This is a genomic window from Caballeronia sp. PC1 (genome assembly GCF_021353155.1).
GTDB classification, from domain to species: Bacteria; Pseudomonadota; Gammaproteobacteria; order Burkholderiales; family Burkholderiaceae; genus Caballeronia; species Caballeronia cordobensis.
On sequence record NZ_JAJUBH010000001.1, the window covers coordinates 789,925 to 804,527 of the forward strand.

The window sequence follows — 14,603 nt, forward strand, 5'->3', positions numbered from 1 at the left end:
GCGCATTGCCTTACTGTGCCCGGCGCAGGCTCTTCGGACGCAGCGGTTTCTTCGCCGGCGGCGTCGGCCGCTCGATGCGCACGTAGAGGCGGAAACGCTCGTCGCGGTCGGCAACGCGCCGGCCTTCCCAGACGAGCTTCCACTGGAACGCCGACATCGACGACGGCTCGCCGTAGTCCGCCGGATCCTGGCGCAGGATCACGTCGCAGTCTTCGTCGAACGCGAAATGCATGCCGCCGAAATAGGCGAACGTCGCGATCTGCGCGTCGCCCAGGCGCACGGGCGAGATGCACGTGTAGTCGGGCGGCAGGTGCCCGGCGATCTGCTCCGCCACGTCGCGATAGGTCCGGCTGTAATTCACCACCGGCAGCCACAGCGTCATGAGCAGCACCCACATGAGCGTGGTGCCCGCGCTCGACAGCACGACGCTGCGCCACAGCACCTTCGGATGACGCGCGAGACGCCAGCGCGCGAGCATGAACCAGCAGGCGGTCACGGCCACCGCGCAGACGAAGGAAATCAGCTTGAATTCCGGATGGAAGCCCGGCGCGAGACGTGCGAGATTGCGCGCCATCGACGCCGGAAAACCGAACATGCCCGCGGTCCAGACGAGCCACACCAACGAGCCGATGACGGTGAAGCTCAGCATGGCGAACCAGTCGATCGCGTTGATCGCGCCGCGCTTCAGCGTGGGGAGCGCGAAAGTCGCGAGCACCGAGAGCGGCGGCAGGAGCAGCATGAAGAGCCGGTTGGTTTCGTGCGCCTGCAAGACGACGAGCACGAGCAGCGGCCCGATGATCGACAGCGGCACGCCTACGTGCGGCGAGCGGCGTAGCCCGCCCCAGCTGACGAAGGCCCACAACGCGAGCGGCCACGCGGGCCAGGTGAAAAGCGGCAGGTTCTTGATCGCGTACGCGAAGATGGTGCCGGGCGTGCCGGAGAAGAACGAGAAACTGTTGCGCCACCATTGGCGCAGCCACCATTCGCCGTCTTCGGGAAAGTAGTGCAGCGTCGGCAGCACCCATGCGGCGATCAGCAGGATCGCGACCGGCAGGCCGAAGATCAGGAGCGGGGCGGCGCGCACCTGCTTCACGATGATCGTCATCGCGAGCGTGCAGAGCAGGAGCGCGAACACGAGCACGGGCGAACTCGACAAGCCGACCACGCCGATCGCCACGCCCCACACGAGGCCGCCGTGGATCGGCTTGTCGAGGCTGCGTACCAGGCCGTAGATGAGCATCGCGGTGCCGGCGAACTGCGCGAGCTGCGGCGTGGTTTCGTGGCCGCGCTCGGCGAGTCCGAAACACGCGAGCAGGATGAGCAGCGCGCCGTCGGCGAGCGTGCGGCCGTAGTCGCGCGGCTCCGGCTCGCCGCCGAAGGCGTATTTGAACGGCTGGGCTTCGTCGCGCCGGCCGAGCAGGTAGGTGGAGTACCAGACGAACGCGCACGCGAGACAGAAGAGCAGACCCGTGACCACGCGCGACGCATTGCTCGCATCGACCCACGGGCTCAGCAGGCGGATGGCCGATGCGCCGAGCCAGTACATCAGCGGGCCGTCGGCTGTGGGCGCCTTGCCGACGAGGTTCGGCAGGAGCCAGTCGCGCGCGTCGCCGTTGGCCATCGTCCACATGACGCCGAAGCCCGCCGCATCTTCATTCTTCCACGGATCGCGGCCGAACAGGCCGAACGACGCGTAGGTAATACAGATGGCGAGCAGCAGCCAGCGCGGCAGGGCGCTGGTGGCGGAGGCGGTCAGACGAACGACAGATCGCATGCGGGCAGGCTTGATTGGATAAGGGTCCGCTTATCGGGCGCAAGGCGCGGGCGGAGCCGGAGCAACCGGCATTGTAGTCGCGCGGCGGCATTGAAGGCGGATCGGCGGTGCGCGCCGTGGCCGGACGCAACAGCGTTTCACCGATGCAGCAAAGGCGGTGCCGATGCGCGCCGTGGCGAGACGAAAAGCAATCGGCGACAAAAAAAGGGCAGCCAAAGCTGCCCTTTCTTTCTGAAGCTCGAAGTCCTGCTTACTTCTTGGTGGAGAAGCGCGCGAACTTGTTGTTGAACTTCTCGACGCGGCCGGCCGTGTCCATGATCTTTTGCTGACCGGTGTAGAACGGGTGCGATTCCGACGACACTTCGATCTTCGCGAGCGGGTAGGTCTTGCCGTTGAATTCGGCGGTTTCGCGCGTCTGAATGGTCGAACGCGTCACGAACCTGAAGTCGTTCGACATATCGACGAACAGAACTTCGCGGTAATCCGGGTGAATGCCTTGTTTCATGGTCTTTCCTGGTATCTGGCGGTAGCCAACCCGCTGCGCTGCCGATCGATGAAGGTCGATTCGACGGCGCGAGTCACTTGCCTGGGGTCGAAAAACGGCGATTATGCCAGAAAATCAGTTGCTTGACATCTTTTTCGGACGCTACGGCTCAGGTCACGCCGACAGCGCGCCGACGCCCGCCGGGTCTTGCCGGTAATAGCGCGCGAGCAGGCGGTAAAGCTCCGGATAGTCCGCCTCGAACGCCTGCGGCGTCACGAAAAGCGCCTCGCTGCACACCGCGAAAAATTCCGACGGATGGTCCGCCGCGTAGGGATCGATCAGCGATTCGCGCTCGAAGCGGTTCCAGCGGCGCTCGGGCACGGCGTCCACGCGCGCGCAGAACTGGTCGTAGGCGTTGTCGAAGACGTCCGCCCAGGCGGTCGAATCGAGCGGCGCGTGCCAGCGGCGATAAAGCGGCGGATGACCGTCGGCGATGCCCGTCACCATGTCGATCTTGTGCGCGAACTCGTGGATCACGACGTTGTAGGCTTCCGCGCCGTCCGACATCTGCGCATCTTCCCACGACAGCACGACCGGTCCGCCTTCCCACGCCTCGCCGCTCGCATCGTGCTCGACTTCGTGCACGACGCCGTCTTCGTCCTCGACCGTCTTGCGGATCACGAATTCGCCCGGATACACGATCACGCCGACCCATCCGCGATACAGGTCGAGATCGAGATTGAGCACGGGCAGACAGGCTTGAGCGGCGATGGCGACCATCATCTGATCGGTCAGTTCGAGATCGTGCGCGGTCGAGAATTCCTTTTGCGCGATGAAAAGGCTCGCACTCTCGCGCAGGCGTGCGAGATCCAGCGCGTTCAGATGGCCGAAGCACGGATACGCGTCGAGCGTGCGCTGCCAGAGCGCATCGTCGATGGCGTATTTGCGCAGTGCGCGCTCGCGGCGTTGCGCGCCGAACCAGCGAGTGAAAAGATTGGCCATGCGTCGAACCGGAAGACGGGAACAGTTGCGGATTGTACGCACCGGCCCAATAAAAAACCGCCTGACGAAAGCAGGCGGTTTCTCTCGGCGCGAAGGCGGAATCAGCCGCCGCCGCGACGCATCATGTCGAAGAACTCGGCGTTGTTCTTCGTCTGACGGATCTTGTCGAGCAGGAATTCCATGGCTTCGACTTCGTCCATGTCGTGGATGAACTTGCGCAGCACCCAGACCTTTTGCAGCAGGTCCGGCTTGATGAGCAATTCTTCGCGGCGCGTGCCCGACTTGTTCAGGTTGATCGACGGGTAGACGCGCTTTTCCGCGAGACGGCGTTCGAGGTGCACTTCCATGTTGCCGGTGCCCTTGAACTCTTCGTAGATCACGTCGTCCATGCGGCTGCCGGTTTCGATCAGCGCAGTGCCGATAATCGTGAGCGATCCGCCTTCCTCGATGTTGCGAGCCGCGCCGAAGAATCGCTTCGGACGCTGCAGCGCGTTGGCGTCGACACCGCCCGTCAGCACCTTGCCCGAGGCCGGCACGACCGTGTTGTAGGCGCGCGCGAGACGCGTGATGGAGTCGAGCAGAATCACGACGTCGTGCTTCATTTCGACGAGACGCTTCGCCTTTTCGATGACCATCTCGGCCACCTGCACGTGACGCGCGGCGGGTTCGTCGAAGGTCGACGCGATGACTTCGCCCTTCACCGAGCGCTGCATTTCCGTCACTTCTTCCGGGCGCTCGTCGATGAGCAGCACGAACAGGATGACGTCCGGATGATTCGCCTTCACCGCATGCGCGATGTGCTGAAGCATCACGGTCTTACCCGACTTCGGCGACGCGACGAGCAGGCCGCGCTGGCCCTTGCCGATCGGCGAGATCATGTCGATGATCCGGCCCGTCACGTTTTCCTCGCCGCGCATTTCGCGTTCGAGCGGCAAAGGCTTGTTCGGATGCAGCGGCGTGAGGTTCTCGAACATGATCTTGTGTTTCGAGGCCTCGGGCGGCTGCCCGTTGACTTTGTCGACCTTCACGAGCGCGAAATAACGCTCGCCGTCTTTCGGCGTGCGCACTTCGCCTTCGATCGTGTCGCCGGTATGCAGATTGAAGCGGCGAATTTGCGACGGGCTGATATAGATATCGTCCGTGCTCGCGAGATACGAAGTCTCGGGCGAGCGCAGGAAACCGAAGCCATCGGGCAGCACTTCGAGCGTGCCGTCGCCGAAAATCGTGTCGCCCGCTTTGGCGCGCTTTTTAAGAATCGCGAACATGAGTTCCTGCTTACGCAGGCGGTTCGCATTTTCGATCTCGAGGCCATTGGCCATCTCGATCAGTGCAGACACGTGCTGAGACTTGAGCTCGGATAAATGCATACGGATTTCCCGCCGGGGAGAGAGGTGCGACGAAAAGATTTGGGAGAAGAGGTGAGCGGAACCGCTCGAGACTTAATACTTCTGGAACTCTTATGATTCTAGCATAGCACACGCCACACGGGCCTCGGGTGGGCTTTGGGCGGGGCTTTTCGGCCGATGTTGTCACGCGACAACATCGGCTGCATCGTCGTGCGCGTGAATTGCGCCGTGGATGCCGCAGGCAAACGCCGGGAGATGCCGGCGTTTGCCGTCGATGCCGTTACAGGTTGCTGTCGAGGAACGCGGTGAGTTGCGACTTGGACAATGCGCCGACCTTCTGCGCGGCCACGGCGCCGTTCTTGAAGAGGATCAGCGTGGGAATGCCGCGCACGCCGAACTTCACCGGCGTCGACTGATGCTCGTCGACGTTGATCTTCGCGATCTGCAGGCGATCGCCGTAATCCTTCGCGACTTCGTCGAGGATCGGGGCAATCATCTTGCACGGACCGCACCACTCGGCCCAGAAGTCGAGCAGGACAGGTTTATCCGACTTGACGACATCTTGTTCGAAAGAAGCGTCGCTGATGTGCTTGATTGATTCGCTCATTGTCTGAATACCTCTATTGATTCGAGGCCCGCGTTTGAATGCTCGCCACGATACACCAAAACTGGAAAAAGATTCTCGTCGCCAACGGGCAGTTTCAGGCCCGCTCGCCGTGCGCCAAAACTTAGCCACGCGGCGGCGAATGACGCGCGCAAGGGCAAAATGCACCACTTCCGCACAATTCAAATGCCATCTTAGCCTACTTTACTATCCGTTGCCGGGTGCTGATAGGCCGAATCTGAGGGCGGAAAACCGAAGCACAAGAGGGCATGTCGAACCGGCGCGATGAGCCGACGCCTTCCGGCATCGCGTGGCCCCGTGGTATGATTCGATGTGACGGGCCTCCTCGCATGGCGGCGCGGTCAACCTGGTCAGGTCGGGAACGAAGCAGCCACAGCCGTTTTCCACCAGTGCCGAGGGTCGGGCTCGTCACCTTCCGCTTTTCTCCGTCGTTCTTCTGTCTCGTTTCTCCCCTCGTTTTAATGATATGCGCGCCCTGCGGCGTGCGGCGCTCACGTGCGTCCAGTCGCGGCCGTTCGCCCCGCCGGGGCAGCCTTTGCGCGAGGTCGTTACTGATACAATTTCGCGCATGACCTATCAAGTTCTCGCACGCAAATGGCGGCCGAAATCGTTCGAGTCGCTCGTCGGCCAGGAGCACGTCGTTCGTGCGCTCACGCACGCGCTCGACGGCGGCCGCCTGCATCACGCCTATCTGTTCACGGGCACGCGCGGCGTCGGCAAGACGACGCTCTCGCGCATCTTCGCGAAAGCGCTCAATTGCGAAACCGGCGTGACCTCGAAGCCGTGCGGCGTATGCCGTGCGTGCCGGGAAATCGATGAAGGCCGCTTCGTCGATTACGTCGAGATGGATGCGGCGAGCAATCGCGGTGTCGACGAAATGGCCGCGCTGCTCGAACGCGCCGTGTACGCACCGGTCGATGCGCGCTTCAAGGTCTATATGATCGACGAAGTGCACATGCTCACGAATCACGCCTTCAACGCCATGCTGAAGACGCTCGAAGAGCCGCCGCCGCATGTGAAGTTCATTCTCGCGACGACCGATCCGCAGAAAATTCCCGTCACGGTGCTCTCGCGCTGCCTGCAGTTCAACCTGAAGCAGATGCCGGCGGGGCACATCGTGTCGCATCTGGAGAACATTCTCCAGGAAGAGCAGATCACCTTCGAGTCGCAGGCGCTGCGCCTGTTGTCGCGCGCGGCGGACGGCAGCATGCGCGACGCACTGTCGCTCACCGATCAGGCCATCGCGTATTCGGCCAACCAGGTCACCGAGGAAGCCGTGCGCGGCATGCTCGGCGCGCTCGATCAAAGCTATCTGATTCGCCTCGTCGATGCGCTCGCCGCAGGCGACGGCGCGCTCGTGCTCGCGATCGCCGACGAAATGGCGCTGCGCAGCCTGTCTTTCTCGACGGCGCTGCAGGATCTCGCGAGCCTGCTGCATCGCATCGCGTGGGGGCAGTTCGCGCCGTCGTCGGTGCTGGATGAATGGCCGGAAGCGACGGACATCCGCCGCTTTGCAGACACGTTGTCCGCCGAGCAGGTTCAGCTTTTCTATCAGATCGCGACCGTCGGGCGCAGCGAGCTCGGCCTTGCGCCGGACGAATACGCCGGCTTCACGATGACGCTCTTGCGCATGCTCGCGTTCGAGCCCGCGGGCGGGCCGGGCGGCGGCGGTATCGCGGTGAGCGCGCCTTCGGCGGCGAAGCCCGTGGCGCGAAGCGCGGCGCTCGCCGGTGCGATGGCCGAACGCGCGGTCGCGCCCGCGCCGGTGGCGAAAGCGCCTTCGGTGGAAAGTGTCGACGTGAAGGCGGAAACGGCGCCGCCGGCCGAAATCGCCGTCGCGCCTGCCGAGGCCATCGAGAGCATCGAAAGCATCGAGCCGAAAGCGATCGAACCCGTGCCCGCGAAGCCCGCGCCGGTGCCGGAAGCAGTGCGACAGGCCGTCGAGGAAGCCGCGCCCGCCGCAGCGTCGCGCGTACCCGAGCCCGAGGCCGCCGCATCGCGCGCGGGCGGCGGCGCGAGCGCGGCGCTCGAAGTGCTGCGCAGCGCAGGCATGCGTCTTTCGTCCGATCGCGGTGCGCGTGGCGCATCGACTGCGCCGGCTGCCGCGCCCGCCGCGCCGAAACCGGCCGCGAAGCCCGCGGTGCAGGTTCAGGTCCCGACGCCCAAACGCGCGGCGGCCGCACCCGAACCCAAGGCCGCAGCCAGCGAGGCGAACAAGGGGCGCGTCGTCCCGCCGTGGGAGGACATGCCGCCCGACGACTATCCGCCGGCGGGATCGGCAGACGAATACTTCATGCCGCCGGACGACGGCTTCGTGCCCGCGTTCGACAGCGGTCCCGACGACATGCGGTTCAACGCCGAGCCGGCGGCGAAGCCCGCGCCCGTCATCGACATGACGCCGCTGCCGCCCGCCGTGTCGCTCGATGCGCTCGGCGTGAGCGTCGAATGGCCCGCGCTCGCGATCGATCTGCCGCTCAAGGGCGTCGCCCATCAGCTCGCGTTCAATAGCGAACTCACCGCCTGCGACGCGAACTCCGTCACGCTCGCCGTGGCCGTTCAGATGTACACCGACGCCTCGCACGTCGCGAAGCTCAAGGCCGCGCTCACCGACAAGCTCGGCCGCGCGATCGAAGTCAACGTCAATGTCGCGCCCGCGCGCCGCACCGCCGCCGCGCTCGATGCAGCGGATCGCGCCCGCCGTCAGCAGGAGGCCGAGCAGGAGATCAGGCAGGACCCGTTCGTGCAATCGCTGATTCGCGATTTCGGCGCGAGCATCGTGCAGGGCTCGATCAAGCCGATTGCCGCATCGGGCGCGAGTCCGTCTTGAATCGATGCGCGAAAACGCCGCGCTAGCCAATCGAATGCCGGGCGCGTGAAGCAAACGCGCGCTCACCCGCCACACGTTTTCCAGTAAGGAGCCGAACCATGATGAAGAACCAACTCGCCGGGCTGATGAAGCAGGCTCAGCAGATGCAGGAAAACATGAAGAAGATGCAGGATCAGCTCGCGCTGATCGAGGTCGAGGGCCAGTCCGGCGCCGGTCTCGTGAAGGTGACGATGACCTGCAAGAACGATGTCAAGCGCGTGTCGATCGACCCGAGCCTGCTCGCCGACGACAAGGACATGCTGGAAGATCTCGTCGCCGCCGCGTTCAACGACGCCGTGCGCAAGGCCGAGGCCACCACGCAGGAAAAGATGAGCGGCATGACGGCCGGCATGCCGATGCCGCCGGGCTTCAAGCTGCCGTTCTAAATCAGCGCGCCGGAGCGATTCCGGCGTGTCATGAGGACACATGAAACAACCTTCCGCTTTGTCGGCGCTCGTGGAAGCGCTGCGCGCGCTGCCCGGCGTCGGACCGAAATCGGCGCAGCGCATGGCGTACCACCTGATGCAGCACGACCGCGCGGGCGCCGAGAAGCTCGGCGCGTCGCTGCTGTTCGCGACCGAGCATCTCAAGCACTGCGAGAAGTGCAACACCTTCACGGAAAGCGAAATCTGCGAAGTCTGCCTCGACGAGGAACGCGATCCGGCCTTGCTGTGCGTCGTCGAGACGCCCGCCGATCAGATCATGCTCGAACAGACGCTCACGTATCGCGGGCTCTATTTCGTGCTGATGGGGCGGCTGAGCCCGCTCGACGGCATCGGTCCGAAGGAAATCCACTTCGAGCGGCTCATCAGCCGTGCGCTCGACGGCATCGTGGAGGAAGTGGTGCTCGCCACCAACTTCACCAACGAAGGCGAAGCGACCGCGCACTATCTCGCGCAGACCTTGAAGAGCAAGGGCCTGAAGGTGACGCGGCTCGCGCGCGGCGTGCCGGTGGGCGGCGAGCTCGAATACGTCGATGCGGGCACCATCGCGCGCGCGGTGCTTGACCGGCGCTCCGTTTAAAGGATTCAAACCGATGACAGAAACCGAAGCCCTCGCGCTCGCGACGCATCGCCATTACAAGGGCGGGCTGTATCGCGTGATCGGCGTGGCGCGCCACTCGGAGACCGAGGAAGCAATGATCGTCTACGAGCATCTCTGGCCGCATGATCGTGGCCTGTGGGTGCGTCCGGCGGCGATGTTCAACGAGACGCTCGCCGACGGCGCGCCGCGCTTCAAGCCGCTCGACATTCCGCTGTAAAAAGACCAGCAAAAAAAGGAGACGCAACCATGAACGCAACGACGGGACCACTCGCCGGCGTCAAGGTTCTGGAACTGGGCACGCTCATCGCCGGCCCGTTCGCCGCGCGCTTCATGGGCGAATTCGGCGCGGACGTCATCAAGATCGAAGATCCGAACGGCGGCGATCCGTTGCGCAAATGGCGCAAGCTGTATCCCGAAGTGGGCGGCACGTCGCTGTGGTGGGCGGTGCAGGCGCGCAACAAGAAATCGGTGACGGTGAATCTCAAGGCCGAAGAGGGCAAAGAGATCGTCCGGCAGCTCGCGAAGGAAGCCGATATCGTCATCGAGAACTTTCGGCCCGGTTTGCTCGAGAAGCTCGGGCTCGGTTACGAAGTGCTCTCCGCGGAAAATCCCGGCCTCGTGATGGTGCGGCTCTCGGGCTATGGGCAGACGGGCCCGTATCGCGATCGGCCGGGCTTCGGTGCGATCGCCGAATCGATGGGCGGGCTGCGCCACATCACGGGCTATCCGGATTTGCCGCCGCCGCGCATCGGCATCTCGATCGGCGATTCGATCGCGGCGCTGCATGGCGTGATCGGCGGCATGATGGCGCTGCATCACGTGCGCGTGAACGGCGGCAAGGGGCAGGTCGTCGACGTCGCGCTGTATGAAGCCGTCTTCAACATGATGGAAAGCGTCGTGCCCGAGTACGGCGTGTACGGCATGGTGCGCGAGCGCGCGGGCGCGTCGCTGCCGGGCATCGTGCCGTCGAACACGTATCCGTGCCGCGATGGCAGCATCGTGATCGGCGGCAATAGCGACCCGATCTTCAAGCGTCTGATGAACGCGATCGACCGCGCGGATCTCGCCGACGATCCCGCGCTCGCCTCGAACGACGGCCGCGTGCCACGCACGCAGGAAATCGACGACGCCATCGCCGCGTGGCTCGCGACGCGCAGCATCGACGAGGCGCTCGCCGTGCTCAATGCCGTCGATGTGCCCGCGGGCCGCATCTACAGCGTCGCGGACATGTTCACCGATCCGCAATACATCGCGCGCCAGATGTTGCAACGTTTCCCGTGGCAGGACGGCCGCGAGATCGCGCTGCCGAATGTCACGCCGAAGCTCTCGGAAACGCCGGGAGAAACGCGCTGGCTCGGCCCGCAACTCGGTGAACACACGGATGAAGTACTTCAGACGCTCGGGTATGATGCCGACCATATTGCGCGGCTGCGGGCTGCCAACGTGATCTAGCGCGCTCGCAGACAACAAAAATTTCGAAGGAGACGAAGACGATGAAACGCAGAACGTTCATCGCGAGCGGCGCCGTGCTCGCAGGTGGAGCTTGGTCGGGCATGCCGCTCGCGTTCGCACAGAACAAGCCGGAACAGGCCAAGGTATCGATCGCGGTCGGCGGCAAGAATCTCTTCTACTATCTGCCGCTCACCATCGCGGAGCGCCGCAATTACTTCAAGGACGAAGGGCTCGAAGTCGAGATCGCGGATTTCGCGGGCGGCGCGAAGGCGCTGCAGGCGGCGGTCGGCGGCAGCGCGGATGTCGTGTCGGGCGCGTTCGAGCACACGCTCCTGCTTCAGGCGAAGAATCAGTATTTCCGCGAGTTCGTGCTGCAAGGACGCGCGCCGCAGATCGTGCTCGCCGTGTCGAAGAAAACGATGCCGAACTACAAGTCGGTCGCGGATCTAAAGGGCAAGAAGATCGGCGTGACGGCGCCGGGCTCATCGACGTCGATCATGGCGGGCTTCGTGCTCGCGCAGGCCGGGCTGAAGGCGACCGATGTGTCGTTCATCGGCGTGGGCGCGGGGGCGGGCGCGATCGCCGCGATGCAATCCGGGCAGATCGACGCCATCGCCAACCTCGATCCGGTGATGACCAAGCTCGACCGCGCGGGCGATATCCGTATCGTGTCGGACACGCGCACGCTCGCGGATACCGTCAAGGTGTTTGGCGGCAACATGCCGGCGGGTTGCCTGTACGCATCGCAAAGCTTCATCACGAAGAATCCGAACACGACGCAGGCGCTCACCAACGCGATGGTGCGCGCGTTGAAATGGCTGCAGAGCGCATCGGGCAAGGACCTCATTTCGACGGTGCCGGAAAGCTATCTGCTCGGCGATCGCGCGCTGTATCTCGATTCCTGGCAGCACGTCAAGGAAGCGCTGTCGCCGGACGGCCTGATGCCCGCCGACGGCCCCGCGACGTCGCTCAAGACGCTGCAGGCCTTCGACGAAACCGTGAAGGGCAAGCCGATCGACCTGTCGAAGACGTGGACCAACGACTTCGTGAAGAAGGCGCTTGCCAACGTCAAGGTCTGATCGATGAACGCGCCATCGACTCATGCTTCAGCGACTCACGCGCTCGCGCTGGAAGACGTCACCTGCACGTTCGCCTCGCGCGAGAGCCGCAAGGACCGTTACACGGCGGTTCGCAATACGACGCTCGGCATCGCGCCCGGTGAATTCGTCTCCGTGGTCGGGCCGACCGGCTGCGGCAAGTCCACGCTGCTCAACGTATCGGCGGGGTTGCTGGAGCCGTCATCGGGGAGCGTGAGCGTCTTCGGCGAAAAGCTCACGGGCATCAACCGGCGCGCGGGCTACATGTTCCAGGCCGACGCGCTGATGCCGTGGCGCTCCGCGCTCGACAACGTGACGGCCGGCCTCGTATTTCAGGGCGTGTCGAAGCAGGAAGCCGATGCGCGAGGCGAGGAGTGGTTGAAGCGCGTGGGCCTCGGCGGCTTCGGCGACCGTTACCCGCATCAGCTGTCGGGCGGCATGAGAAAGCGCGTCGCGATGGCGCAAACGCTGATTCTCGATCCCGACATTATCCTGATGGACGAGCCGTTCTCCGCGCTCGACATCCAGACGCGTCAACTGATGGAAAACGAGCTGCTCGATTTATGGGCGGCCAAGCGCAAGGCGGTGCTTTTCATCACGCACGATCTGGATGAGGCGATCTCGATGTCCGATCGCGTGGTCGTGCTCTCGGCGGGGCCGGGCACGCACCCGATCGGCGAATTCGCGATCGATCTGCCGCGCCCGCGCGATGTCGCCGAGATCCGTTCGCATCCGCGCTTCGTCGAACTGCATGCGCAGATCTGGGGCGTGCTGCGCGAGGAAGTGTTGAAGGGCTATCAGCAGCAACTGAAGCCCGCCGCCGCCGAATAAGACGAGTCGACCATGTGGAACAAGCTGCGCCCGAATCGGGGCAATCTCATCGTGTGGCAATGGCTGCTGCTGCTCGCGTGTTTCGTGTTGTGGTACGCGCTGACGAGCCCGACGCTCCTGCCGCCTTTCTATTTCGATGACGCCAACAAGGCCGCGTTCTTCTTCGGCGAGCCGCAGAAGGTGCTCGTGCGCATCTGGGAGTGGTTCACGAGCGGCGAGATCTACATCCACCTCTGGGTGACGCTGATCGAAACGGTGCTCGCGTTTGTGATCGGCACGGTGTTCGGCCTGGGCGTCGGCCTCTGGCTCGCGCTCGCACCGACGACGAGCGCGCTGCTCGATCCCTACATCAAGGCCGCCAATTCGATGCCGCGCGTGATTCTCGCGCCGATCTTCGCCGTGTGGTTCGGGCTCGGCATCTGGTCGAAAGTCGCGCTCGGCGTGACGCTCGTGTTTTTCATCGTGTTCTTCAACGTCTATCAGGGCGTGAAGGAAGTGAGCCCGGTCGTGCTCGCGAACGCGCGCATGCTCGGCGCGAACCGCAAGCAATTGCTGCGCTTCGTCTATCTGCCGAGCGCGACGAGCTGGGTGTTTTCGAGCTTGCATACGTCGGTCGGGCTGGCCTTCGTCGGCTCGGTGGTCGGCGAATATCTCGGATCGGCGCGGGGCGTCGGCTATCTGATCCTTCAGGCCGAAGGCACCTTCGACATCAACACGGTCTTCGCCGGCATTCTCGTGCTGACGGCTTTCGCGCTCGTGCTCGACGGCCTCGTCGCGCTGGTCGAGCGGCGCCTCATGCGGTGGCAGCCGAAAACCGGCGAGACGGAAAAGCTCTGACGGGATCGGCCCGGCGCGCGGCCGGCGTGCTCGTGACAAAACGCGTCAGACCGGTTTCGGATGAATCGGTTATGGTCATGCGCGGCTGATAGCTTTATCATGCTGCGCTATTCCTGCGCCGCGCGACGCGGGTCCGCTGGCCAGGCGGCGTGACCCGCCGGAGCCGGCGTCGAAGCACATCAAGCCGTCACGCAACCGGGGCGACACTCTGAATCCGGTGCGACCGCGCCCCATCGGCGCGGCGCTCGTCCGCGCGATTCCGCGAGAACAAGAATGAATTTGCGAATTGACAGTTCGATTGCGGTGGCGCTGCCATCGCCGATCGGTGACAGCCTCATCGGGCTCGTCCTCGTCAACAATCTCATCCGCAACGGTTATCGGCCCGTCGTGTTCGGCTGGGTCGCCGAGCATCTTGCGGACTGGTTTCCCCATGTCACCGTGGGTCAGGCCGATGCCTGGCAGGGCGCGTTCGATACCGTGATCGAGCTGCTGCCGACCGGCTATGCATCGGCACTGAGCCGCTCGGGCGAAACCTTGTGTGTCTCGACGCTGCCCGAATATCGCGGCTCGAAGCATATGGTGGACCGTGCGGCCGAGGTCGCGACGAAAGTACTCGGCCTGCGTGACGTCACGCGCGAGAACGGTCTCGTCGTTCCGGCAGGCATCGTGAAAGGGCGCTTCGCCAATCGCGTCGCCATTCATCCCACGGGAAGCCATCCCGAAAAGATGTGGGGCCGCAAGAAGTTTCTGGGGCTCGCGCGCGGACTCTCGCATCGTCGCTGGCAACCGAGTTTTCTCGTCGCGCCTGCCGAGTTCGGCGTCTGGGGCGATCTCGCGGAAGAAGGATGGGAGGTCAACGCGCTGCCGAAGCTCGGCGAAGTCGCGACGTGGATCGCCGAGTCGTCCTGGTTCATCGGCAACGATTCGGGGCTCGGGCATCTCGCGTCCGCCATCGGCGTGCCGACCTTGTCGCTTTTCATGCGTCAGGGCCTCGCGCGCTCGTGGCGTCCCGGCTGGGGGCCGGGCGCCGTCGTGCTGCCGCTTACAGTGCTGCCGTTCGGCGCGCTCAGGGAGCGGCTCTGGCAACGCATGCTGACGGTGCGGCGCGTGCTGGCGGCCTTCCAGACGCTGCACGATACGCACGCGCAGCCTCATTTCGCCGCCGCCGATTTCACCGACGCGGCAACGCCGCCGGCCGCGCGCATCGGCATGCTGCCCGGCGCGCAATCGCGGCGCCTTTAGTTC

15 protein-coding genes and 1 other RNA gene are annotated in these 14,603 nt (G+C 64.4%); 10 read left to right on the top strand and 6 right to left on the bottom strand.

The features are described from left to right. Positions 1–10: 10 nt before the first annotated feature. The 6 genes from LY284_RS03825 to trxA form a co-directional block, all read right to left on the bottom strand. The gene (locus LY284_RS03825) at positions 11–1,774 is read right to left on the bottom strand and encodes a glycosyltransferase family 39 protein (protein ID WP_014191634.1); all 1,764 of its coding nucleotides are present in this window, start codon (positions 1,772–1,774) and stop codon (positions 11–13) included. A 137-nt stretch (positions 1,775–1,911) separates the two neighbouring features. Next, positions 1,912–2,124, bottom strand: coding sequence for a hypothetical protein (locus LY284_RS39185; protein WP_375294255.1), 213 nt, complete (start codon positions 2,122–2,124; stop codon positions 1,912–1,914). Further along, positions 2,025–2,279 (bottom strand): type B 50S ribosomal protein L31, encoded by a 255-nt coding sequence (locus LY284_RS03830; RefSeq protein ID WP_014191633.1) that lies wholly within the window; start codon positions 2,277–2,279, stop codon positions 2,025–2,027. The genes LY284_RS39185 and LY284_RS03830 overlap by 100 nt, the downstream gene beginning before the upstream one ends. A gap of 153 nt (positions 2,280–2,432) precedes the next feature. After that, positions 2,433–3,260 (bottom strand): zinc-dependent peptidase, encoded by an 828-nt coding sequence (locus tag LY284_RS03835; protein WP_014191632.1) that lies wholly within the window; start codon positions 3,258–3,260, stop codon positions 2,433–2,435. Positions 3,261–3,361: 101 nt separating this feature from the next. After that, positions 3,362–4,627, bottom strand: coding sequence for a transcription termination factor Rho (gene rho, locus LY284_RS03840; RefSeq protein WP_014191631.1), 1,266 nt, complete (start codon positions 4,625–4,627; stop codon positions 3,362–3,364). A gap of 259 nt (positions 4,628–4,886) precedes the next feature. Beyond that, on the bottom strand, positions 4,887–5,213 hold the full coding sequence (gene trxA / locus LY284_RS03845; protein ID WP_008349330.1) for a thioredoxin TrxA: 327 nt from the start codon (positions 5,211–5,213) through the stop codon (positions 4,887–4,889). A gap of 332 nt (positions 5,214–5,545) precedes the next feature. Between trxA and ffs the strand changes: the two genes are divergently transcribed. From ffs to LY284_RS03895, 10 genes are all read left to right on the top strand, one after another. After that, an RNA gene (ffs, locus tag LY284_RS03850) (signal recognition particle sRNA small type) lies at positions 5,546–5,644 on the top strand. A gap of 155 nt (positions 5,645–5,799) precedes the next feature. After that, on the top strand, positions 5,800–8,058 hold the full coding sequence (gene dnaX, locus LY284_RS03855; protein ID WP_014191629.1) for a DNA polymerase III subunit gamma/tau: 2,259 nt from the start codon (positions 5,800–5,802) through the stop codon (positions 8,056–8,058). Positions 8,059–8,156: 98 nt separating this feature from the next. Then, positions 8,157–8,483, top strand: coding sequence for a YbaB/EbfC family nucleoid-associated protein (locus LY284_RS03860; RefSeq protein WP_014191628.1), 327 nt, complete (start codon positions 8,157–8,159; stop codon positions 8,481–8,483). Positions 8,484–8,523: 40 nt separating this feature from the next. Next, entirely contained in the window at positions 8,524–9,120 is a 597-nt protein-coding gene (recR, locus tag LY284_RS03865; RefSeq protein ID WP_014191627.1) for a recombination mediator RecR, read from the top strand. A 13-nt stretch (positions 9,121–9,133) separates the two neighbouring features. After that, positions 9,134–9,358 carry a DUF1653 domain-containing protein gene (locus LY284_RS03870; protein ID WP_014191626.1) on the top strand — a complete coding sequence of 75 codons (225 nt, stop codon included), beginning with the start codon at positions 9,134–9,136 and terminating at the stop codon, positions 9,356–9,358. A gap of 29 nt (positions 9,359–9,387) precedes the next feature. Then, the gene (locus tag LY284_RS03875; protein WP_014191625.1) at positions 9,388–10,593 is read left to right on the top strand and encodes a CaiB/BaiF CoA-transferase family protein; all 1,206 of its coding nucleotides are present in this window, start codon (positions 9,388–9,390) and stop codon (positions 10,591–10,593) included. Positions 10,594–10,634: 41 nt separating this feature from the next. Beyond that, positions 10,635–11,672, top strand: a complete 1,038-nt coding sequence (locus tag LY284_RS03880) for an ABC transporter substrate-binding protein (protein WP_014191624.1) — start codon at positions 10,635–10,637, stop codon at positions 11,670–11,672. Positions 11,673–11,675: 3 nt separating this feature from the next. After that, on the top strand, positions 11,676–12,521 hold the full coding sequence (locus tag LY284_RS03885) for an ABC transporter ATP-binding protein (RefSeq protein WP_014191623.1): 846 nt from the start codon (positions 11,676–11,678) through the stop codon (positions 12,519–12,521). Positions 12,522–12,533: 12 nt separating this feature from the next. Continuing rightward, on the top strand, positions 12,534–13,358 hold the full coding sequence (locus tag LY284_RS03890) for an ABC transporter permease (RefSeq protein ID WP_014191622.1): 825 nt from the start codon (positions 12,534–12,536) through the stop codon (positions 13,356–13,358). A 273-nt stretch (positions 13,359–13,631) separates the two neighbouring features. After that, entirely contained in the window at positions 13,632–14,600 is a 969-nt protein-coding gene (locus LY284_RS03895) for a glycosyltransferase family 9 protein (RefSeq protein WP_014191621.1), read from the top strand. Positions 14,601–14,603: the final 3 nt, after the last annotated feature.

Excerpts from the sequence above, each read along its gene's own strand:
- LY284_RS03825 (WP_014191634.1), bottom strand. The coding sequence starts at position 1,774 with ATGCGATCTGTCGTTCGTCTGACCGCCTCCGCCACCAGCGCCCTGCCG.
- LY284_RS03830 (WP_014191633.1), bottom strand. The coding sequence starts at position 2,279 with ATGAAACAAGGCATTCACCCGGATTACCGCGAAGTTCTGTTCGTCGAT.
- LY284_RS03835 (WP_014191632.1), bottom strand. The coding sequence starts at position 3,260 with ATGGCCAATCTTTTCACTCGCTGGTTCGGCGCGCAACGCCGCGAGCGC.
- rho (WP_014191631.1), bottom strand. The coding sequence starts at position 4,627 with ATGCATTTATCCGAGCTCAAGTCTCAGCACGTGTCTGCACTGATCGAG.
- trxA (WP_008349330.1), bottom strand. The coding sequence starts at position 5,213 with ATGAGCGAATCAATCAAGCACATCAGCGACGCTTCTTTCGAACAAGAT.
- dnaX (WP_014191629.1), top strand. The coding sequence starts at position 5,800 with ATGACCTATCAAGTTCTCGCACGCAAATGGCGGCCGAAATCGTTCGAG.
- LY284_RS03860 (WP_014191628.1), top strand. The coding sequence starts at position 8,157 with ATGATGAAGAACCAACTCGCCGGGCTGATGAAGCAGGCTCAGCAGATG.
- recR (WP_014191627.1), top strand. The coding sequence starts at position 8,524 with ATGAAACAACCTTCCGCTTTGTCGGCGCTCGTGGAAGCGCTGCGCGCG.
- LY284_RS03870 (WP_014191626.1), top strand. The coding sequence starts at position 9,134 with ATGACAGAAACCGAAGCCCTCGCGCTCGCGACGCATCGCCATTACAAG.
- LY284_RS03875 (WP_014191625.1), top strand. The coding sequence starts at position 9,388 with ATGAACGCAACGACGGGACCACTCGCCGGCGTCAAGGTTCTGGAACTG.
- LY284_RS03880 (WP_014191624.1), top strand. The coding sequence starts at position 10,635 with ATGAAACGCAGAACGTTCATCGCGAGCGGCGCCGTGCTCGCAGGTGGA.
- LY284_RS03885 (WP_014191623.1), top strand. The coding sequence starts at position 11,676 with ATGAACGCGCCATCGACTCATGCTTCAGCGACTCACGCGCTCGCGCTG.
- LY284_RS03890 (WP_014191622.1), top strand. The coding sequence starts at position 12,534 with ATGTGGAACAAGCTGCGCCCGAATCGGGGCAATCTCATCGTGTGGCAA.
- LY284_RS03895 (WP_014191621.1), top strand. The coding sequence starts at position 13,632 with ATGAATTTGCGAATTGACAGTTCGATTGCGGTGGCGCTGCCATCGCCG.